This is a genomic window from Microbacterium sp. NPDC060132, assembly GCF_042729675.1.
GTDB classification, from domain to species: domain Bacteria; phylum Actinomycetota; class Actinomycetes; order Actinomycetales; family Microbacteriaceae; genus Microbacterium; species Microbacterium sufflavum.
Genome location: NZ_JBHWXU010000001.1, coordinates 3090912 through 3110497, shown reverse-complemented (window position 1 = coordinate 3110497; position 19586 = coordinate 3090912). Strand labels below are relative to the sequence as shown.

General features: G+C 69.9%; 18 protein-coding genes. 6 read left to right on the top strand and 12 right to left on the bottom strand.

The annotated features are described in order from the left end of the window. Positions 1 to 4: 4 nt before the first annotated feature. Both serB and ACFWCH_RS15020 read right to left on the bottom strand, forming a co-directional pair. Entirely contained in the window at positions 5 to 640 is a 636-nt protein-coding gene (gene serB / locus ACFWCH_RS15025; protein ID WP_378803746.1) for a phosphoserine phosphatase SerB, read from the bottom strand. Between the two features lie 48 nt (positions 641 to 688). After that, entirely contained in the window at positions 689 to 1930 is a 1242-nt protein-coding gene (locus ACFWCH_RS15020) for a glucose-1-phosphate adenylyltransferase (RefSeq protein ID WP_136030197.1), read from the bottom strand. 69 nt (positions 1931 to 1999) lie between these two features. Here ACFWCH_RS15020 and glgA point away from each other — a divergent pair, with 69 nt between their 5' ends. The 3 genes from glgA to ACFWCH_RS15005 all read left to right on the top strand — a co-directional run bounded on the left by glgA (position 2000) and on the right by ACFWCH_RS15005 (position 4337). Further along, positions 2000 to 3184, top strand: coding sequence for a glycogen synthase (gene glgA, locus ACFWCH_RS15015; RefSeq protein WP_378803745.1), 1185 nt, complete (start codon positions 2000 to 2002; stop codon positions 3182 to 3184). Positions 3185 to 3201: 17 nt separating this feature from the next. Next, a complete protein-coding gene (locus tag ACFWCH_RS15010; protein ID WP_136036170.1) occupies positions 3202 to 3987 on the top strand; it encodes an ABC transporter ATP-binding protein in 786 nt (261 codons plus the stop codon). Between the two features lie 92 nt (positions 3988 to 4079). Beyond that, the gene (locus ACFWCH_RS15005; protein ID WP_047520045.1) at positions 4080 to 4337 is read left to right on the top strand and encodes a type B 50S ribosomal protein L31; all 258 of its coding nucleotides are present in this window, start codon (positions 4080 to 4082) and stop codon (positions 4335 to 4337) included. A 62-nt stretch (positions 4338 to 4399) separates the two neighbouring features. Here the strand turns inward: ACFWCH_RS15005 and ACFWCH_RS15000 are convergent, their stop codons facing one another. The 3 genes from ACFWCH_RS15000 to ACFWCH_RS14990 are packed head-to-tail and all read right to left on the bottom strand — an operon-like array spanning position 4400 to position 7978. Then, on the bottom strand, positions 4400 to 4684 hold the full coding sequence (locus ACFWCH_RS15000) for a hypothetical protein (protein ID WP_247638997.1): 285 nt from the start codon (positions 4682 to 4684) through the stop codon (positions 4400 to 4402). A 38-nt stretch (positions 4685 to 4722) separates the two neighbouring features. Beyond that, a complete protein-coding gene (locus tag ACFWCH_RS14995; RefSeq protein ID WP_247638998.1) occupies positions 4723 to 5973 on the bottom strand; it encodes an alpha/beta fold hydrolase in 1251 nt (416 codons plus the stop codon). 1 nt (position 5974) lies between these two features. Further along, positions 5975 to 7978, bottom strand: coding sequence for a DUF262 domain-containing protein (locus ACFWCH_RS14990; RefSeq protein WP_378803744.1), 2004 nt, complete (start codon positions 7976 to 7978; stop codon positions 5975 to 5977). A 177-nt stretch (positions 7979 to 8155) separates the two neighbouring features. Here ACFWCH_RS14990 and ACFWCH_RS14985 point away from each other — a divergent pair, with 177 nt between their 5' ends. Both ACFWCH_RS14985 and ACFWCH_RS14980 read left to right on the top strand, forming a co-directional pair. After that, positions 8156 to 8929, top strand: coding sequence for a hypothetical protein (locus ACFWCH_RS14985; protein WP_136030209.1), 774 nt, complete (start codon positions 8156 to 8158; stop codon positions 8927 to 8929). Positions 8930 to 9099: 170 nt separating this feature from the next. Beyond that, the gene (locus tag ACFWCH_RS14980; protein WP_136030211.1) at positions 9100 to 9603 is read left to right on the top strand and encodes a DUF3145 domain-containing protein; all 504 of its coding nucleotides are present in this window, start codon (positions 9100 to 9102) and stop codon (positions 9601 to 9603) included. Between the two features lie 132 nt (positions 9604 to 9735). On the opposite strand, the gene ACFWCH_RS14975 is transcribed toward ACFWCH_RS14980, so the two are convergent. Next, positions 9736 to 11139, bottom strand: coding sequence for a PLP-dependent aminotransferase family protein (locus ACFWCH_RS14975; protein WP_378803743.1), 1404 nt, complete (start codon positions 11137 to 11139; stop codon positions 9736 to 9738). A 96-nt stretch (positions 11140 to 11235) separates the two neighbouring features. Here ACFWCH_RS14975 and ACFWCH_RS14970 point away from each other — a divergent pair, with 96 nt between their 5' ends. Continuing rightward, positions 11236 to 11898 carry a YitT family protein gene (locus ACFWCH_RS14970; RefSeq protein WP_136030215.1) on the top strand — a complete coding sequence of 221 codons (663 nt, stop codon included), beginning with the start codon at positions 11236 to 11238 and terminating at the stop codon, positions 11896 to 11898. Between the two features lie 69 nt (positions 11899 to 11967). On the opposite strand, the gene ACFWCH_RS14965 is transcribed toward ACFWCH_RS14970, so the two are convergent. From ACFWCH_RS14965 to aceE, 6 genes are all read right to left on the bottom strand, one after another. Next, positions 11968 to 13206: a beta-ketoacyl synthase gene (locus tag ACFWCH_RS14965; protein ID WP_136030217.1), complete on the bottom strand. Its 1239-nt coding sequence runs from the start codon at positions 13204 to 13206 to the stop codon at positions 11968 to 11970. A gap of 93 nt (positions 13207 to 13299) precedes the next feature. Further along, entirely contained in the window at positions 13300 to 13548 is a 249-nt protein-coding gene (locus ACFWCH_RS14960; RefSeq protein WP_136030219.1) for an acyl carrier protein, read from the bottom strand. Positions 13549 to 13617: 69 nt separating this feature from the next. Beyond that, on the bottom strand, positions 13618 to 14619 hold the full coding sequence (locus ACFWCH_RS14955; RefSeq protein WP_136030221.1) for a beta-ketoacyl-ACP synthase III: 1002 nt from the start codon (positions 14617 to 14619) through the stop codon (positions 13618 to 13620). Then, the gene (locus ACFWCH_RS14950) at positions 14616 to 15536 is read right to left on the bottom strand and encodes an ACP S-malonyltransferase (protein ID WP_247639002.1); all 921 of its coding nucleotides are present in this window, start codon (positions 15534 to 15536) and stop codon (positions 14616 to 14618) included. Before ACFWCH_RS14950 ends, ACFWCH_RS14955 begins: the two co-directional genes overlap by 4 nt. A 94-nt stretch (positions 15537 to 15630) precedes the next feature. Beyond that, entirely contained in the window at positions 15631 to 16827 is a 1197-nt protein-coding gene (locus ACFWCH_RS14945) for a CdaR family transcriptional regulator (protein ID WP_136030264.1), read from the bottom strand. Positions 16828 to 16858: 31 nt separating this feature from the next. After that, complete coding sequence (aceE, locus tag ACFWCH_RS14940; RefSeq protein WP_378803742.1) at positions 16859 to 19585, bottom strand: pyruvate dehydrogenase (acetyl-transferring), homodimeric type; 2727 nt, start codon at positions 19583 to 19585, stop codon at positions 16859 to 16861. Position 19586: the final 1 nt, after the last annotated feature.

Sequence of the window (19586 nt, the reverse complement as noted above, 5' to 3'; positions counted from 1 at the left end):
GCCCTCACGGCAGGAGAGGGATGACCTCGGCGAGATCCTGCGAGGCGACGACGAGGCTCGCGGCCTCCCGGACGGCCGGCTTCGCGTTAAACGCGAGTCCGAGTCCGGCGACGGCCATCATGGGCAGATCGTTCGCCCCGTCACCGATGGCGATGGTGGCTCGCCGCGGGACCCGGAGCTCATCCGCCCAGGTCTGCAGCCAGGACGCCTTGGCCTGCCCATCGACGATGTCGCCGTCGACGCGACCGGACAGCACGCCGTCCGCGACCTCGAGCCGGTTGGCGCGCCACCGGTCGACGCCGAGCTCGGGAGCGATGTGGTCGAGGATCTCGTGGAACCCGCCGGACACGACGCCCACCACGCCACCGCGCGCGTGCACGGCGGCGGTGAGCTCGCGGACGCCCGGGGTCGGCTCGATGCGGGCGCGGACGCGCTCGAACGCCGACACCGGCACCCCCTCCAGTGCGGCGACGCGGGAGCGGAGGCTGGATGCGAAGTCGATCTCGCCCCGCATCGCGGCCTCGGTGGCGGCCTGCACCTCCGCGCGGCGACCGGCCTCGTCGGCGAGGAGCTCGATCACCTCGTTGCGGATGAGCGTGGAATCGGCATCGAGGACGACGAGGAAGCGCGCGGAGGTCACCCTCCGAGCCTAGCGATGCGGGCGCACGGGCCCGGACGGCGTGACGGCTCAGCGCTCGATGAAGACGCCCTTGCCGACCACGGTGATGCCCGACTCCGTCACGGTGAAGCCGCGCGCGAGGTCTCGCTCACGGTCCACACCGACCGTCGCGCCGTCCGCGAGGACGACGTTCTTGTCGAGGATCGCCCGGTGCACGCGTGCGCCCTGCCCGACGTGCACATGATCGAACACGACGGAGTCGGTGATGGTCGAACCGCCACCGGCCAGGGTCCACGGTCCCACCACGCTCCGCTCGAGGTGCGTGCCGGACAGGACGGAGCCGAGGGACACGATCGAGTCGATCGCGTTGCCGATGCGGCCGACGGAATCGCGCACGAACTTCGCAGGCGGCGAGTTCACCGCCTGCGAGTGGATCGGCCACTCCATGTTGTAGAGGTTGAACACGGGCAGCGTCGAGATCAGATCACGGTGCGCGTCGAAGAACGAGTCGATCGTCCCCACATCCCGCCAGTAGGAGCGGTCGCGCGGCGACGAGCCGGGGACGTCGTTCTGCTTCATGTCGTAGTAGCCGGCCTCGCCGCGGTCGACGAAGTACGGCACGATGTCGCCACCCATGTCGTGGCTCGACGTCGGGGACTCGCCGTCCGCCTCGACGGCGGCGATGAGGGCGTCCGCATCGAAGATGTAGTTGCCCATCGAGGCCAGGACCTCGTGGGGGGAGTCCGCGAGACCGGTCGCGTCGGTCGGCTTCTCGAGGAACTGCCGGATCCGTCCGGACTCCGGGTCCGCGTCGATCACGCCGAACTGCGAGGCGAGGGCGAGTGGCTGCCGGATGCCGGCCACGGTGGCCTTGGCGCCCGACTCGATGTGCGCCTCGAGCATCTGGCGGAAGTCCATGCGGTAGACGTGGTCGGCGCCGATCACCACGACGATGTCCGGCTTCTCGTCGTTGATCAGGTTCATGCTCTGCAGGATCGCGTCGGCCGAGCCGGAGAACCAGCGCTTGCCCAGTCGCTGCTGCGCGGGGACGGAGGCGACGTACGAGTCGAGCAGTGCCGACATCCGCCAGGTCTGCGAGATGTGCCGGTCCAGGCTATGGGACTTGTACTGGGTGAGCACCACGATCTGACGCAGGCCCGAGTTGATCAGGTTGGAGATGGCGAAATCGATCAGGCGGTACTGGCCGCCGAACGGCACGGCAGGCTTCGCACGATCCCCTGTCAGCGGCATGAGTCGCTTGCCCTCGCCGCCGGCGAGGATGATCCCGAAGACCTTCTTTGGAGCGGACATGGCTCCACCATAGATGCCGCCGCGCCGGGGAAACTAGCGTCTGGACAAGCCGGTCGCTAGCGTCTAGGCATGCGAGTCGAGATGATCAGCAAGGAGTACCCGCCGGAGATCTACGGCGGCGCCGGAGTGCACGTGGCTGAGCTGGTCGCCGCCCTGCGCGAGAGCATCGATGTGACGGTCCGAGCCTTCGGTGCGCCGCGCGAGGAGGAGGGCACGTTCGCGTACCGCACGCCGACCGGACTTGCCGGCGCGAACCCGGCGCTGCAGACGCTGGGCACCGACCTCGAGATCGTCGCCGCGATCGGCGGGGCCGACCTCGTGCACAGCCACACCTGGTACGCGAACTTCGCCGGTCACCTCGCCTCGCAGCTGCACGGCATCCCGCACGTGCTGACCGCGCACAGCCTGGAGCCGCTGCGACCGTGGAAGGCGGAGCAGCTCGGCGGCGGCTACGCGGTGTCGAGCGGGATCGAGAAGCTGGCGTACGAGAACGCGGCCGCCGTCGTCGCGGTGAGCGCGGGGATGCGCGCCGACATCCTGCGCAGCTATCCCGGGGTGGACCCCGCGCGTGTCCGGGTGATCCACAACGGCATCGATGTGGAGCGCTGGCGGCCGGTCGAGGACGCCGCGTTCCTGGAGTCGATCGGCATGGACCCCGCTCGCCCGTCCGTGGTGTTCGTCGGGCGGATCACCCGGCAGAAGGGACTGCCGTACCTGCTCCAGGCGGCCCGGCTCCTGCCGCCGGAGGTGCAGCTGGTGCTGTGCGCCGGCGCCCCGGACACCCCGGAGATCATGGCCGAGGTGCAGGAGGGGGTGCGGCTTTTGCAGCAGATTCGCGAGGGCGTCATCTGGATCGAGCGCATGCTCCCCCGCGACGAGCTGTCGGCCATCCTCGCCGCAGCGACCACGTTCGTGTGCCCCTCGGTGTACGAGCCGCTGGGCATCGTGAACCTGGAGGCGATGGCGTGCGGCGCCGCGGTCGTCGGCACGGCCACGGGTGGGATCCCGGAGGTGGTCGACGACGGCGTGACCGGCCGCCTGGTGCCGATCGAGCAGGTGCAGGACGGCACGGGCACCCCGATCGACCCGGAGCGCTTCGTCGCCGACCTGGCCGCCGTGCTGACCGAGGTCGCGACGGATCCGGAGCGCGCCCGCGCATACGGTGAAGCCGGACGGGAGCGGGCGCGGACCCAGTTCAGCTGGACCGCGATCGCGGAAGCGACCCGCGCGCTCTACGCGGAGCTGATCCGTTGAGCCGATAGGCTGGCCGCATGCCGATCGCTCTGGATTTCGCTGACGTCGTCGTGCGCCGAGAGGGGCGCAACATCATCGATCACGTGACCTGGCAGGTCGCCGACGATCAGCGATGGGTGATCCTCGGGCCGAACGGCGCGGGCAAGACCACGCTGCTGCAGCTGGCCGACACGCTCATGCACCCGACGGCCGGCACGGTCACCGTGCTGGGCGAGACGCTCGGTCGCACCGACGTGTTCGAGATCCGCCCCCGGATCGGGTTCGCCTCCTCCGCGATGGCCAAGCGGGTTCCGCGTGACGAGACCGTGCTCAACACGGTGCTCACGGCCGCGTACTCGGTGCTCGGCCGGTGGAACGAGAGCTATGAGGACATCGATGAGCGCCGCGCCCTCCGCGTGTTGCGCGATTGGCGTCTGGATCACCTCGCCGACCGCACGTTCGGCACGCTCAGCGACGGCGAGCAGAAGCGTGTCCAGATCGCGCGCGCCGTCATGACCGACCCGGAGCTGCTGCTGCTCGACGAGCCGACGGCCTCGCTCGACCTCGGCTCGCGCGAGGAGCTGCTCGCCCTGCTCGGCGGGTACGCCTCGGCGCCGTCGACGCCCGCGATGCTGATGGTGACGCACCACGTGGAGGAGATCCCGGTCGGTTTCACGCACGTGCTGCTGCTGCGTGACGGCGTCGTCGTCGCGGCGGGACCGATCGAGGAGTCGCTCACGAGCGAGTCGCTGACGGCCGCGTTCGGGATGCCGATCACGCTGTCTCAGGAGGGTGGCCGCTACGCCGCCCGCGCCGCGTCCTGACGCGGCATCTGATAGAATCGACCCTTGGTGCTCTCTGCACCGCAGACTTCCCTCGTCCCTGGCACAATCCAGGGCAGCAACTAAGGAATCCCATGAAGACTGACATTCACCCCGACTACCAGGCCGTCGTGTTCCGCGACCTCGGCTCGGGCGAGACCTTCCTCACCCGTTCCACCGTCACCAGCGACAAGACCATCGAGCTGGACGGCGTGGAGTACCCGGTGATCGACGTCGAGATCTCCTCGGCTTCGCACCCCTTCTACACGGGCAAGCAGCGCATCATGGACTCGGCCGGTCGCGTCGAGAAGTTCAACCAGCGCTTCAAGGGCTTCGGCGGCTCCTCCAAGTAAGGGCCCCCGACGAAGGCCCCGCGTTCCTCGGAACGCGGGGCCTTCGTCATGCCCGGCGCCCGTCACAGGTCGATGATGATCCTGGTGCCGCGGATGCGGTCGGGCGGGTCGCCCGGGGAGGGGGCGGGGGCGGTGCGCCGTGTCTGCCGATCGCGCTCCTGGCCGGCTTCGTGAGCAGAGGGGGACCACACGCTGTCGAATGCGCCGACGAGCCCGCCGCCGGTCGCGTGCTCGTACTTCTCGTCGACCGGCTTGCGCGAGAACGTGTGTCGCATCCCGGCGATCAGCAGCGCGGGACCCGTGACCAGGACCAGCGCGACCGTCGCCCACGCCATGACGTCTCGCATGCCCCCAGGATAGGCGGCTGCAGTGTCGCCGTGGGGCGTCAGCGCAGGCGTCGACCCGCGGCGAGGTCGATCAGGCGGGAGAGCACCTGGCCCGTCCGCAAGCCGTTGTGCTCGTGTTCGCTGGTCACCCACAGGGATACCCCGGGGAGCAGTCGCGCGGTCTCGAGTGAGAACTCGAGCGGCACGTACACGTCATGCACGTACACGGCGGCGGCTCCCGTCGCACCCGAGGCGGTGATCGCCGCGGGGTCGTAGATCTGCGGCCAGGCGTGCTCGGCCAGGGCCAGAGTGACCTCTCGCCACGGCCGCAGCGCCGGAACCGTGTCGGTCCACTCGCGGCGGATGTGCTCGCCCGTGAACAGCGTGGGATCGTCCTGGAAGTCGGCGGGTTCGACGCGCTCGGCCGACCACCGGGTCGCATGGCCGCTCGCATAGCTCGACTCATGGAACACGTAGTACAGCGGATTGCGGCCGCCGAAGGGCATGGCGTGCATCAGGTCGTACCGGAAGGCGTTCGACGAGGGGTCGCGCTCCAGGAGCGACCACACCGTCTGCCATCCGTCGTCGGTGCCGAGCGCGGAGCCGACCGAGCGCAGGCGCGAGCGCGAGACGACCTCGCCGTCCGGCAGGACGATGCGGCCCTCGTCGGCGAGGTCGATCAGACGGCGCATGGTGTCGCGGTGCTCGGGGAATCGGCGGTAGTAGCGCTCGGAGGCCATGCGCATCTTGTCGTAGCACAGCGCGTAGACCTCGTCGGGGTGCCGCTCGACGGTGCTGAGGCCGCCGGTGATGAACACGTCGCGCAGCGACCCGGCATCGGTCGACAGGTAGGCGAGCGTGGTGAACCCGCCGAACGACTGACCCAGCACGCTCCAGGTGGTGGCACCCAGGTGCTCGCGCATCGCCTCGGCGTCGCGCACGATCGCATCGGCGCGCAGGTGGGTCAGGTGCTCGGCCACCGCGTCGGCTCCCTGAGCGAGGTCGTCGTCGCCGACGGGGGTGGAACGACCGGTGCCCCGCTGGTCGAGCAGCACGACCCGGTAGTGCGCGAGCGCCTGGTCGAGCCACGCCGGGGCGGTGGAGGAGTGGAACGGCCGCGGCGCTTCGTGCCCCGGGCCGCCCTGCAGGAAGACCAGGTACGGCAGCTGCTCTCCGCCCTCGCGCGCGACCACCGCGGCGAACACGTCGATGCTGCGCGGGTCGGCGGGGTCGTCCCACACGAGCGGCACGGTCAGGGTGTGCTCGTCGACGGTCAGGTCGAGCAGGCGGCGGCGGACGGTGGTGGTCATGTCACATCACGTTCCCGATGTAGGAGTACTTGACGAAGACCTCGGAGGCGAGCCCGGACTCCTCCAGCACGCCCTGCACCGCGGTCATCATGTAGTTCGAGTCCCACCCCATGTACAGCGAGTGCTCGTCGTCGAGCCGGTCCCACTGGCCCTTCCACGCCTGGGCGTCGTAGATGGGGCCGCCGTGCGCGGCGCAGTACGCGACGGCCGCCTCACGGGTGTCGGTCCACGCACGCCGGAACACGCGGTTGAAGAGGTGCTTGACGTCGTAGACCTCCCAGCGCTCTCCGCGGTACTCGACGTAGTCGAACTCGCGCTCCCAGCCGGCCGGCCAGCCGCGCCGGCGGACGGCGTCGAGGATCGGGGTGAGGCCGTCGTCGTCGATCTCCGGCAGGGCAGGGCGGGCCCAGATCCGCAGCAGCTCGGTCGTCAGCGCGACCGTGCGGGCCGTGATGGCGGCGGTGCCCCAGGCCGCAGCGGCGGTCAGCTCTCGCGTGGCCGGCACGGTGCTGCGCGCGTAGGCCTCGTCGCGCTTGACCGGGAACGATGCTCCGAACACGCGCTCGGTCAGCCCCTGCTCGAGCAGCGTGAGGTTGCCGAGCGTGGGAGCGAGCGCGCGGTGGCTGTTCTGCTCGTCCTCGCTGTACTCGCTCCACGGACGCACGCCGTCGCCCGACCACGCGTCACCGGGGACGGCCGGGACGATGTGCTCGACATCGAAGCCCTCGACCTCGTCGACGCCTTCGAGTCGCCCGAGCACGTAGGCGGGGTAGGGCAGCTCGCTGTACTTCAGGACGGCGCTCACACGCTCGTCCGACGGCGTGATGCGGGCGATCGCGCGGGCAAGCGCCTCCTGACCGTTCGCGCGCGCCCGGCAGAGCCGCGCGATCAGGCGCTCGGTCGGCAGATTCACCAGCACGCGGCGGAGGTACATGGCCTGCAGCCACTCGAGCGTCTGCAGGAACTCGGCTCGGTCGATGCGTCCGCGGACGTGGTCGCTGTAGGCGTTGAGCACCAGCGGATACGACGAGCGTCCGAACGTGTTGACGGCCCGCAGCTGCCGCGCGATCTCGAGGTCGGGCTCCCGTGACGGGTCGAGCAGGATGCCGTAGAGCTCCGCGAAGTGCCGCCAGTTCGCGGCATCGGCCTGGAGGTGCGCGACGTCGACGCGCGGGAACGACTGGCGGAACGCGCTGTACACGCCGTGCTCGCCGTTCGCCGCAACCTCTCGGCCGGTGACCATGACGAGGTAGTGGCGCCAGAACGCGCCGATCGCCTCGCCGGTGTGCTGTTCGATGGGCAGCCAGAAGCGCGACTCGACGTCGAGCTGTTCGGCGTGGCTCAGGCCCATCAGGATGTAGTTGTGGATGAGCTCGTGGTCGCGCAGCGGCTCGCCGGTGGAGTTGAGGCTCTCGAAGATCTGCTGCGCGTTGGCACGGGGACCCAGCGTGATCGACACGTGCTCCAGGCGCTGCAGCCCCCGCCAGATCAGCGGCACTTCGTCGACGTGGATCTGGCTGCGGAAGAACGCGTAGTTGTCGTCGAACCGCGACTCGCGGTCGAGGTCGTCGCGGCGGTCGAGGACGACGGACTCGTACAGCTCGGCCCATGCGTCGTGGGGTCGGAGCTTGGTGCGTCCGGGAGCGTCCGCCAGGACGAGCACGCGGGAGAGCTCGGCGGCGAGGTCCGGATCGGTGTCGCGGACCGCGTGATGCAGCGCGGCGACGAGGAGCATGAGCGTGGTGATCCGCTGCTGTCCGTCGATCAGGATGAGGTCGGCGTCCTCGCCGCTGCCGTCCTGCGCGGAGAGGATGGAGCCGAGGAAGTGACGGTGGGCGTCGTCTTCCGCCGCGACCGCGCGGACGTCGGACAGGAGCCGTTCGCAGCCGCCGATGTCCCACCGGTACTGCCGCTGGTACACGGGGACGACGATGGTCGTGCGTCCCGCCGCGAGCCATTCGATCGTGTTGACTGCTGTCGCCTCGACGTTGGTCGCGGTGCTCATGCTGGTGTCTGATCCTCCCGTTGCGACGGGCGCCGAGAACGCGCTCGACGCCCCGCCCAGTCTATTCGGGTTATGCACGGCCGCCCTTCGGGGAGGCGGCGAGCCCCGCTGTTAGGCTTGCCTTATCAGGGCCTGTTAAAACGTGCTGGCCCCCGATGAAAGGAACATGACTCGATCATGGGATACATCAAGTCCGCAGCGCTGGAGGAGAAGGGCTTCGTCGTCCTCGACAGCTACGACCAGGAGGCCGACCCCAAGGAGTGGCTGGACGTCGAGTACAACGACTGGAAGTCCTCGGGCGACACCCGGTTCGCGCCCCTCGCCAGCGCCTTCGGCGACATCGAGTGCAACGGCTTCTGGAACCACAAGCCGCCGCGCACCGACAAGGACGGCGTCTGGATCGACTCCCAGGTCGCGAAGGCACCGAACCTGACGCGTCGCGCGCAGGAGCCGGGTGCCAACGTCGGTCGGTGCCGCATCATCGAGCTGCAGCCCACCCCGTACGGCGACTGCCTGTACAACCTGCACCAGGACGACAACAACCGCCTGAACCCGGACGGGACCGGCTGGGTCGTCCGCGGCTTCTTCAACCTCACCGACGACAAGGACAGCTACTTCGTCCTGCGCGAGAACCGCACCGACCCGAGCATCGAGTACCGCATCGCGCTGCCGGCCGGCGCGCAGCTGATCGTGGACACACAGCGCCTGTGGCATGCTGCCACCCACAACGGCACCGACCCGCGCTACTGCCTGATCACGTCGTGGACCTCGGGCCCCGAGCTCGACGCCTACATCGAGAAGTACCACGGCACCGACGACGTCCCGAACGTCGAGGTCCCGCAGGACGTGCTGGAGTTCGGCTACGCCGAGCAGGCGCGCAAGGACGCGGCGCGCGCCGCGTACTACGCCGCCAAGGGCCAGCAGGTCAAGCAGGCCATGAGCGAGGCGTGATCCTCCGCTGATACGACGAAGGCCCCGGTCGCTCGACCGGGGCCTTCGTCATGGAATCACACGCTTGTGATTTATGCGGAACTCCGCGAGAATGGGCGCACAACCGCATACTCTCGCCACTTCGTGGGTCAGGTCGTAGGGGAAGACGCACCTGATGAAACGGAGAGATCATGGCGACGGCTTACGCACGCGGAGTGGTGTTCATCCACTCGGCGCCTCGCGCGCTCTGCCCGCACCTGGAATGGGCGGTCGGTCGCGCTATCGGGCGTGCGGTGAACTTCGACTGGACGGAGCAGCCGGTCCTCGACGGCGCCCGGCGCGCCGAGTTCTACTGGGACGGCCCCGTCGGCACGGGTGCTGCGCTCGCGACCGCGATCCGCGGCTGGGAGCACCTGCGCTTCGAGGTCACGGAAGACCCGACGCCCCGCAGTGACGGCGGACGCTGGCTGCACACTCCGGATCTCGGCATCCACTACGCGCAGACCGACGCCGCCGGCAACATCGTGATCGGCGAGGACCGCATCCGCTACGCGATGGAGATCGCCGCAGGGAACGCCGTCGAGCTGCAGCGCGAGCTGGACATCGCGCTCGGCTCCGCCTGGGACGAGGAGCTCGAACCGTTCCGCCACGCCAGTGACGATGCGCGCGTCGTCTGGCTCCACAAGGTCGGTTGACCGGCCCGCAGACCGGGGGCGCGGGAGGCGTGAGTATCGGATTCCGGTGAGTGATCCCGGACGCTGAGAAGACGTATCCTCGCCCCGCTCGACGAAGACCCCGCCACGGATGCCGCGGCGGGGTCTTCGTCGTCAGATGACAGCCGCGTGGCGCATCTCCGCCGCGGGCTGTCGGCTGCCTCCCACCAGGTCGCCCCACGCCAGGGCGAGACGGGCCATCGCCTCCGCCGTGCGCTCCGGCGGAAGGGTGATCGGGATGCGGAGCCGCCGCTCCAGCACCCCGCCGGTCGTGAAGCGCGGCCCTGGGGGCAGGATCAGGCCCTGCTCGCGGGCGGCGAGCGACAACGCCGTCGAGACCGGCGCGCCCAGATCGATCCAGGCCGACAGACCGCCCGGGGTGCGCGGCATCCGCACGCCGGGCAGGTGCGTGAGGCCCTCGGCGACGGCAGCGCGTCCCGCCGTGAGCCGGCTGCGCACGTGCGCGCCGAGTGCAGGCATGTCGCGCAGCAGCTCGACCGCGATGCACTGCTCGAGCAGCGCGGTGCCCAGCTCGAACGAGGGGCGGACGGCGAGCAGGCGCGCGATCACGGAACGCTCGGCCCGGATCCACCCGATGCGCATCCCGCCCCACGCGATCTTCGACATCGAGCCGACGGTGATGACGTGCGGTCCCTCCGCGGCGAGGGGGACAGGAGCCCAGCCGCGGTCGATGTCGAGCTCGGCTGTGGTCTCGTCGACGATCAGATGGGTTCCCACGTGGCGCGCGGTGGCGGCGATGCGGGAGCGCTCCTCCTGCGGAAGGGTGGCACCGGTCGGGTTGTGGAAGTCGGGGATGAGGTAGGCGACGTGGGGGCGCGCGCTGAGCAGCGTGTCCGTGACGTGGCGGGTGTCCCAGCCGTCCGTGTCGACCGGCGTGGGCACCAGGCGGTAGCCGTGCCGATGGAGGGCTTCGAGCGCGTGGGGGAAGGTGGGCTGTTCCACGAGTGCGCGTTCGCCCCGACGCCCGATCGCGGTGAGGATCAGGTTCACGGCGTTGAGCGCTCCGGACGTCACGATGATCTCGTCCGCGGTGGTGTCGGCCCCGCGTTCCGTGAAGCGCTGCGCGAGCGCCTCGCGCAGCTCCGGAAGCCCCTGCAGCGAGTAGCCGCTCGTGCCGCGCAGCGCCGCGAGTCGCGGGAGTGAGCGCACGGTCGCGTCGTACAGCCCGGGGGTGGAGTCCATCGAGGCGATGGAGAGGTCGATCGCGTCGCCGTCGCCGTCCTGTCCCGGCAGCGCGGGGCCGTGGGGGAGTGCGACCCGGGTGCTGCCGCCGTGGTGCCGTGTGACGTAGCCGTCCGCCTCCAGCAGGCCGTACACGCGCGTGATGGTCGAGCGGGAGCGGCGCAGCTCGACCGCGAGAGCACGCTCGCTGGGCAGTCGTTCCCCCACCGTGAGCCGGCCGTCGAGGATGAGCGCGGTGATCTGGCGGGCCAGGGTGGTGGCCGAGGCGCCGGCGACGCTGCGCGCTCCGAGCTGTTCCACGAGTCGTGAGGACATGACTCCAGCTTGCCGCAAAAGTGGACTGCTATACGCAGGCCACTTTTGTCGCAGTGGTCTCGGCGACCGCGGCTCCCGTCGTTCCACGATGGAGAGATGCTCCTGCGCTCCATCCTCCTGCCCGTCCGCGCCACGAGCCCTCGCGACCTCGCGGAGCGCCTGGTCCAGCTCGTCATCGGACTGATGCTCTACGGCATCGCGCTGGCGTTCATGGTCCGCGGGGGCATCGGTGTGGCGCCGTGGGACGTGCTCGCGCTCGGTGTCGCGGGACGGAGCGGCCTCGGCTACGGCGCCGTCACCGTGCTGGTGTCGATCGTGGTCTTGCTGCTGTGGATCCCCCTGCGCCAGCGCGTCGGTCTCGGCACCCTGCTCAACGCCCTCCTGATCGGCCCCAGCGCCGACCTCGCGCTGCTGGCACTGCCCTCCCCGCCGAACGTGTGGATCGGCGCGCCCATGTTCGTGTTCGGACTCGTGCTGCTGGCGTTCGCCACCGGGCTCTACATCGCCGCTGACTTCGGTCCCGGCCCGCGGGACGGACTGATGACGGGTCTCGTCCGGACCACCGGATGGCCGGTCTGGCTCGCCAGGACCGTGATCGAAGGTTCGGTGCTCCTCATCGGATTCCTGCTGGGCGGCCCGGTGGGTGTGGGGACCGTGCTCTTCGCGTTCGGCGTCGGTCCGCTCATCGGCTGGTTCCTTCCCCGCATCGAGCGGCGCCGCAGGGCCCGGTCGCAGCGGCTCGCCGTCTCGAACGGCTGAGCCGGGTCCGTCGAGACAGGACGAGGCCCCCGGGACGTCCCGGGGGCCTCGTCGTGTCGTACGGGGTCGTCAGTCGGCGCTGCCCACCACGAGCACCGCGTTGTGTCCGCCGAAGCCGAAGGAGTTGCTGATCGCGATCTGCGGTCCGTCGCCCAGGGGCATCGGCTCTCCGGACAGGCGGAACGGGACCTCGGGGTCGGGCTCCGTCATGTTGATCGTCGGAGGGGCGACCCGGTCGCGCAGCGCGAGGATCGAGAAGATCGCCTCCAGCGCGCCGGTGCCGCCGAGCAGGTGCCCGGTCGACGCCTTGGTGGCCGACACCGGGATCTCATCGATTCGGTCGCCGAAGACCTTCTTGAGCGCTGTGTACTCGTTCGGGTCGCCCACCGGCGTCGAGGTGGCGTGGGCATTGATGTGCGTGACCTGGTCGGCCGTGATGCCGGCCTCCTCGAGAGCCTGCGTGACCGCACGGGCCGCGCCGTTGCCCTCCGGGTCGTTGCCCGTGATGTGGTAGGCGTCGGCCGTGACACCGCCGCCCAGGATGTAGCCGTAGATCTTGGCGCCGCGAGCCTTGGCGTGCTCCTCGGTCTCGAGGATCAGCGCGGCCGCTCCCTCGCCCATCACGAAGCCGTCGCGGTCGATCGCGCCCGGACGCGATGCGTGGGCCGGGTCGTCGTTGCGGCGGGAGAGGGCCTGCGCGGAAGCGAACGCCGCCATCGTGATGGGGTGGATCGCGGACTCGGTGCCGCCGGCGATCACGACGTCGGCGAGACCCTCCTGCAGGTGGTGGAAGGCGTGGATGAGGGACTCGGTGCTCGAGGCACAGGCGCTCACCACGGTCTGCGCGTAGGCGCGGGCCTCGAACTGCAGCGAGAGGTTGCCCGCGGCAGCGTTGGGCATGAGCATCGGGACCGTCAGCGGCATGACGCGGCGCGGTCCCTTCTCGCGCAGCGTGTCCCACGCGTCCAGCAGGGTCCACAGGCCGCCGATGCCGGTCGCGAAGTCGACGCCGAGGCGCTCGGGGGCGACCTCGGGGGAACCGGCGTCGGCCCAGGCCTCGCGTGCCGCGATCAACGCGAACTGCGAAGACGGGTCCAGACGCTTGGCCTCGTGGCGCGGCAGCACCTCTTCGGGGCGGACGATCGCCGAGGCGGCGAACGTGACGGGCAGCTCGTACTGCTGCACCCAGTCGTGCTCGATCGTGCGGGTGCCGGACACCCCGGCGAGGAGGTTGGTCCAGTTCTCGGGAGCCGTCCCGCCGATGGCGGACGTGGCGCCGATGCCGGTGACGACGATGCGCTTGGTCATGAAGGTGGTTCCTTGTCGAACGGGAGTCGTGCGGGAGATGGGCAGAGCGGAGGATGCCACGCCCCGCCGCAGCGGGGGTGGCATCCTGCCGTGTTACTCCTGGCCCGCGACGATGAAGTTGACCGCGTCGCCGACGGTCTTGAGGTTCTTGACCTCGTCGTCGGGAATGGTCACGCCGAACTTCTCCTCGGCGTTGACGACGATCGTCATCATCGAGATCGAGTCGATGTCGAGGTCGTCGGTGAACGACTTCTCCAGGGCGACCTCGGAGGCGTTGATGCCGGTCTCGTCGGTGATGAGCTCTGCGAGGCCGGAGAGGACCTCATCGTTGGTGAAAGCCATGGTGGTCTTCCTCTTTCTTACGGGGTGTATTAGGAACCGTGGAACAGTCTAGGGAAGGTCGGCGCGGACTCAGGGGAGGACGACGACCTGTGCGGCGAACACGAGACCGGCGCCGAAGCCGATCTGCAGCGCCAGCCCACCCGAAAGCTCGGGGTGTTCAGCCAGGAGGCGGTGGCTCGCGAGCGGGATGGAGGCGGCCGAGGTGTTGCCCGTCGTCTCGATGTCGCGGGCGATCGCCGTGGTCTCCGGCAGACCGAGCTGCTTGGCGAACTCGTCGATGATGCGCATGTTCGCCTGGTGAGGGATGAACGCGGCGAGGTCCTCCGCGGTCACGCCCGCCTTGTCCAGTGCCTCACGAGCGACCTTCACCATCTCCCACACCGCCCAGCGGAAGACGGTCGGGCCCTCCTGGCGCAGCGTGGGCCACGGCACCTCGCCGTCGCGGAACTCGGTGAGGGTGGCGTTCATGCCCACGGCGTCGGCCTTGGAGCCGTCCGAACCCCACACGGCGGGGGAGATGCCCGGCGTCTCGCTGGGGCCGATCAGTGCAGCGCCGGCACCGTCGCCGAGCAGGAACGAGATGCTGCGGTCGGTGGGGTCGACCACGTCGGACAGCTTCTCGGTGCCGATCACGAGAGCGTGGCGTGCCGTACCGGCCTTGATGAGCGCGTCGGCCTGCGCGATCGCGTACGCATACCCCGCACAGGCGGCGTTGATGTCGTAGGCGGCCGCCGGGTTCGCACCGACGCGGTCGGCGACGATCGCCGAGACCGAGGGCGTCTGCTTCGGGTTGCTGATCGTCGCGACGATCACGAGGTCGACCTGGTCGGCGGGGACGCCCGACTTCTCGATGGCCTCGGCGGCCGCGGCGGTGGCCAGGTCGATCGCATCCGTTCCCTTGTCGGCGCGCACGCGAGTCACGATGCCGGTGCGCTGGCGGATCCACTCGTCGCTCGAGTCGATCGGACCGATCAGGTCGTCGTTCGGGACGGCGTTCTCGCCGCGCGCGGCACCGTACGAGTAGATGCGGGTGTACGCGGGGCCGGTGAGCTGGGCGAGCGTGGCGCTCATGCGGCGTCTCCGTTCAGCAGCGCGACGGCTGCGTCGAGGTCTTCGGGGGTCTTGACGGCGACGGTCGGCACACCACGGAGCCCGCGCTTGGCGAGGCCGACGAGGGCGCCGGCGGGGGCGAGCTCGATGACCCCGGTGACGCCCGCCTCGGCGAACGACGCCATGCAGAGGTCCCAGCGCACCGGCGAGGACACCTGGTCGACGAGATACGAGAGCGCCTGCGCGCCGTCGGAGACCACGGAGCCGTCGCGGTTGGTCCAGAGCGTGATGTCGGGGTCGACGGGGGACACGTCGGCCACCGCGTCGCGGAGCGCGGCGACCGCCGAGCCCATGTACGAGGTGTGGAACGCGCCGGCGACCTGCAGTGGCACCACGCGCGTGCCCTTCACCGGCTCCTCGGCCAGAGCAGCCAGTGCCGGCAGCGGTCCGGCGACCACGATCTGGCCGCCGCCGTTGTAGTTGGCGGGGGACAGGCCGAGCTCGGCCAGGCGGGCGAGCAGCGCCTCTTCGTCGCCGCCCAGCACCGCGCTCATGCCCGTGGGGGTCTGCGCGGCGGCATCGGCCATCGCGCGGCCGCGGATCCCCACCAGACGCATGCCGGTCGTCTCGTCGATCACCCCGCTGCCCACGAGGGCGGCGACCTCGCCGACCGAGTGACCGGCGATGCCGTCCGCACGGCGGCCGGACCGCTGCACGAGGGCGTCGCCGGCGAGGAGCGACGCGGCGACGATCAGCGGCTGCGCGATGCGCGTGTCACGGATGGTGTCGGCGTCGGACACGGTGCCGTGGGTGCGGAGGTCGACCTCGGCCGCCTCGGAGAAGGAGGCGAGACGCTCCTCGGCGCCGTCGAGGTCGAGCCAGGGGGCGAGGAAACCGGGGGTCTGCGAGCCCTGTCCAGGGCAGACGACGACAATCACCCACCCAGTCTGCCAACGATTGCCGACGAGCGGTGGATGATCCATCACAAGATTGCGAGGATCCCTTGTGTGTGGCGCACAGGGCCTGGCGGCGTCACCGCGGCGGGCGCCGTGCGGACGGGCGGCGACGCACCTGCTCCGCGGCACCGATGGACCCGAGGATGAGGGCCGTCTGCAGGATGAGGGCCTCGCGCGGGCCCGTGGCGTCCCACCCGATCACCTCGCTCACGCGCTTGAGGCGGTAGCGCACGGTGTTCGGATGCACGAACAGCTCGCGCGCGGTCGCCTCCAGCGAGCGGCCGTTGTCGAGGTAGCTCCACAGCGTCGTCACCAGATCGGTCGAATGGGCCTGCAGTGGGCGGAAGATGCGCTCGACCAGCGTCTGCTTCGCGAGGGGGTCGCCCGCCAGAGCGCGCTCGGGCAGCAGGTCGTCGGCTTCCACCGGTCGCGGTGCGCTCCGCCAGGCGCGAGCCACCGCGAAGCCGGCGAGGGCCGCCCTGGCGCTCTGGCTCGCATCGACGAGGGCGGCGACCGCGGGTCCGAGCACGACGAAGCCGGGCCCGAACGACGGCTCGAGCCGGGCGGCGATCTCCTGGAAGCCCAGCTCCTCGTCCTCGCCCTCCTGTCCGGCCACGCGGGCACGGCCGAGCACCAGGACGAGCCGTGAGCCCTGCACGCCGATCAGCACGTCGACCGCGAGCTTCCGCGCCGTCCGACGCACGAGGTCCACATCGAACTGCGGAGGCGTCGTGCCGACCAGCACCGCGACCTCGCCGTGTCCGTGCCAGCCCAGGGCGGCGATGCGGCTCGGCAGCTCCTCGTCGGCCTCTCCCGTGAGGATCGAGTCCACCACGAGTGCCTCGAGGCGCGCATCCCACAGGCCGCGGGCCTCTGCGGCGCGGGCGTACACGTCGGCCGCGGCGAACGCGACGTCGCGCGAGTACAGCAGGATGGCCTCGCGGAGATGCTCACCCTTGCCGGCGACGCGCTCCTCGGTCACCTCCACCGTCACGCGGATCAGCTGGAGCGTCTGCTGCAGGCTCACGCTGCGCAGGAGCTCCCGTGGCGCGGCGGCGAAGATGTCCGCCGCGATCCACGGGGTCGAGGTGGGGTCGTCGTACCACTGGATGAACGAGGTGATGCCCGCCTGCGCCACCAGCCCGACCGCAGAACGGCGGGCCGGTGGCATGTCGGCGTACCACGGGAGCGTGTCCTCCAGCCGCTTGATCGTCACCGAGGCGATGTCACCGGAGATCCGGCGCAGCCAGGTGAGTGTCGCGGCCTTGTCCATGCCGGCGGCAGACGACGGTGTCACCGAAGGCTCAGCTTTCCCCGCCTGCGTTACCGCTGGTGCCGGCGTTCACATCGTGCAGACGGTACTTCTCGATGGCCTGCGCGGCGAGCGAACGGTCGACCGTGCCCTCCTCCGCGAGCGACTGCAGCGTGCGCACCACGATCGACGGACCGTCGATCTTGAAGAAGCGACGAGCAGCGGCCCGCGTGTCGGAGAAGCCGAAACCGTCGGCGCCGAGCGTGGCGAAGCGGTTCGGCACCCACGGACGGATCTGGTCCTGGACGGCGTGCATGAAGTCGCTCACCGCCACGACCGGACCCTCGACGCCCTGCAGCTTCTGCGTGAGGTACGCCGTGCGCGTCTCCTGCTCGGGGTGGAGGAAGTTGTGCTCGTCTGCGGCGAGACCGTCGCGGCGCAGCTCCGTCCAGGAGGTGACCGACCACACGTCTGCGATCACGCCCCAGTCGTTCTTGAGCAGCTCCTGCGCCTCCATCGCCCACGGCAGTCCCACGCCCGACGCGAACAGCTGGGCGCGAGGCCCGTCGCCCTCGCCGACCGAGACGCGGTGGATGCCGCGGACGATGCCGTCGACGTCCACGTCCGCCGGCTCGGCGGGCTGCACCATCGGCTCGTTGTACACCGTGAGGTAGTACATGACGTTCGGGTCTTCGTGCTCGCCGCCGTACATGCGCTCCAGACCGGAGCGGACGATGTGCGCGATCTCGTAGCCGTAGGCCGGGTCGTAGGACACGGTGGCCGGGTTGGTCGCGGCCAGCAGGTGCGAGTGGCCGTCGGCGTGCTGGAGGCCCTCACCGGTCAGGGTGGTGCGTCCGGCGGTCGCGCCGATGATGAAGCCGCGTGCCATCTGGTCGCCCGCCGCCCACTGGGCGTCGCCCGTGCGCTGGAAGCCGAACATCGAGTAGAAGATGTAGATCGGGATCAGCGGCTCGCCGTGCGTGGCGTACGACGTGCCGGCCGCGGTGAAGGCCGCGAGGGCGCCCGCCTCGTTGATGCCGACGTGGACGATCTGGCCCTGCGGGCTCTCCTTGTAGGCGAGCAGCAGCTCCCGGTCGACCGACGTGTAGTGCTGACCGTTCGGGTTGTAGATCTTCGCGGTCGGGAAGTAGGCGTCCATGCCGAACGTGCGCGCCTCGTCGGGGATGATCGGCACGATGCGGTGACCGAACTCCTTCGAGCGCAGCAGGTCCTTCAGCAGGCGGACGAAGGCCATGGTGGTGGCGATCTCCTGCGTGCCCGAGCCCTTCTTCGGCAGCGCGTACGCGTTCTCCTCGGGGAGCGAGAGCCCCACGTGGGTCGAGCGGCGCTCCGGCAGGAAGCCGCCCAGCGCGCGACGACGCTCCAGCATGTACTGGATCGTCTCGTCCTGCGGTCCCGGGTTGTAGTACGGGGGAAGGTACGGGTTCTCCTCGAGCTGCGCGTCCGTGATGGGGATGTGCATCGCGTCGCGGAACGTCTTGAGGTTGTCCAGCGTCATCTTCTTCATCTGGTGGGTCGCGTTGCGGCCCTCGAACTGCGGGCCGAGCCCGTAGCCCTTGACGGTCTTCGCGAGGATGACGGTCGGCTTGCCCTTGTGCTCGGTCGCGGCCTTGAACGCGGCGTAGACCTTGCGGTAGTCATGGCCGCCGCGCTTGAGGTTCCAGATGTCGTCGTCGGAGTAGTCCTTGACGAGGGCGGCGGTGCGCTCGTCGCGCCCGAAGAAGTGCTCGCGGATGTACGCGCCCGACTCCGCCTTGTAGGTCTGGTAGTCGCCGTCGGGCGTGACGTTCATCAGGTTCAGCAGCGCGCCGTCGGTGTCGCGGGCGAGCAGGTCGTCCCACTCGCGGCCCCAGACGACCTTGATGACGTTCCAGCCGGCACCGCGGAAGAACGACTCCAGCTCCTGCACGATCTTGCCGTTGCCGCGCACCGGGCCGTCGAGACGCTGCAGGTTGCAATTGACGACGAAGGTCAGGTTGTCGAGGCCCTCGTTCGCCGCGACCTGCAGCTGACCGCGGCTCTCGACCTCGTCCATCTCGCCGTCGCCCAGGAAGGCCCAGACGTGCGACTGCGAGGTGTCCTTGATGCCGCGGTTCTCCAGGTACTTGTTCGACATCGCCTGGTAGATCGCGTTGATCGGGCCGAGCCCCATCGACACGGTGGGGAACTGCCAGTACTCGGGCATCAGCCGCGGGTGCGGGTAGGAGGGGATGCCGTTCGGGGCGTGCGACTTCTCCTGGCGGAAGCCGTCGAGCTGGTCCTCGGTCAGACGACCCTCGAGGAACGAGCGGGCGTAGGTGCCGGGGGAGGCGTGACCCTGGATGAAGATCTGGTCGGCACCGCCGGGGTGGTCGGCACCCTTGAAGAAGTGGTTGAAGCCCACCTCGTACAGGGCGGCGGAGGAGGCGTACGTGGAGATGTGACCGCCGACACCGATGCCGGGACGCTGCGCCCGGTGCACCGTGATGGCCGCGTTCCAGCGGATCCAGGCGCGGTAGCGGCGCTCGATCTCCTCGTCGCCGGGGAACTCCGGCTCGTTCTCCGGAGCGATCGTGTTGATGTAGTCCGTGGTGGGGACCATCGGCACGTTCAGGTGCAGCTCCTTGGAGCGCTTGAGGAGGCTGAGCATGATCTCACGGCCGCGGCCGTGTCCCTTGGCATCCACCAGCTCATCGAGCGACTGCTGCCACTCGCCGGTCTCCTCCGGATCGCTGTCGAGGGGGCCCTGAGAGTACGGATCCTGGTCGTGGACGGTCACG

Excerpts from the sequence above, each read along its gene's own strand:
- ACFWCH_RS14975 (WP_378803743.1), bottom strand. The coding sequence starts at position 11,139 with ATGTCCTCACGACTCGTGGAACAGCTCGGAGCGCGCAGCGTCGCCGGC.
- ACFWCH_RS14970 (WP_136030215.1), top strand. The coding sequence starts at position 11,236 with ATGCTCCTGCGCTCCATCCTCCTGCCCGTCCGCGCCACGAGCCCTCGC.
- ACFWCH_RS14990 (WP_378803744.1), bottom strand. The coding sequence starts at position 7,978 with ATGAGCACCGCGACCAACGTCGAGGCGACAGCAGTCAACACGATCGAA.
- ACFWCH_RS14980 (WP_136030211.1), top strand. The coding sequence starts at position 9,100 with ATGGCGACGGCTTACGCACGCGGAGTGGTGTTCATCCACTCGGCGCCT.
- ACFWCH_RS15010 (WP_136036170.1), top strand. The coding sequence starts at position 3,202 with ATGCCGATCGCTCTGGATTTCGCTGACGTCGTCGTGCGCCGAGAGGGG.
- ACFWCH_RS14995 (WP_247638998.1), bottom strand. The coding sequence starts at position 5,973 with ATGACCACCACCGTCCGCCGCCGCCTGCTCGACCTGACCGTCGACGAG.
- glgA (WP_378803745.1), top strand. The coding sequence starts at position 2,000 with ATGCGAGTCGAGATGATCAGCAAGGAGTACCCGCCGGAGATCTACGGC.
- ACFWCH_RS15020 (WP_136030197.1), bottom strand. The coding sequence starts at position 1,930 with ATGTCCGCTCCAAAGAAGGTCTTCGGGATCATCCTCGCCGGCGGCGAG.
- ACFWCH_RS14960 (WP_136030219.1), bottom strand. The coding sequence starts at position 13,548 with ATGGCTTTCACCAACGATGAGGTCCTCTCCGGCCTCGCAGAGCTCATC.
- ACFWCH_RS14965 (WP_136030217.1), bottom strand. The coding sequence starts at position 13,206 with ATGACCAAGCGCATCGTCGTCACCGGCATCGGCGCCACGTCCGCCATC.
- ACFWCH_RS14955 (WP_136030221.1), bottom strand. The coding sequence starts at position 14,619 with ATGAGCGCCACGCTCGCCCAGCTCACCGGCCCCGCGTACACCCGCATC.
- ACFWCH_RS14985 (WP_136030209.1), top strand. The coding sequence starts at position 8,156 with ATGGGATACATCAAGTCCGCAGCGCTGGAGGAGAAGGGCTTCGTCGTC.
- ACFWCH_RS14945 (WP_136030264.1), bottom strand. The coding sequence starts at position 16,827 with ATGGACAAGGCCGCGACACTCACCTGGCTGCGCCGGATCTCCGGTGAC.
- ACFWCH_RS15000 (WP_247638997.1), bottom strand. The coding sequence starts at position 4,684 with ATGCGAGACGTCATGGCGTGGGCGACGGTCGCGCTGGTCCTGGTCACG.
- ACFWCH_RS15005 (WP_047520045.1), top strand. The coding sequence starts at position 4,080 with ATGAAGACTGACATTCACCCCGACTACCAGGCCGTCGTGTTCCGCGAC.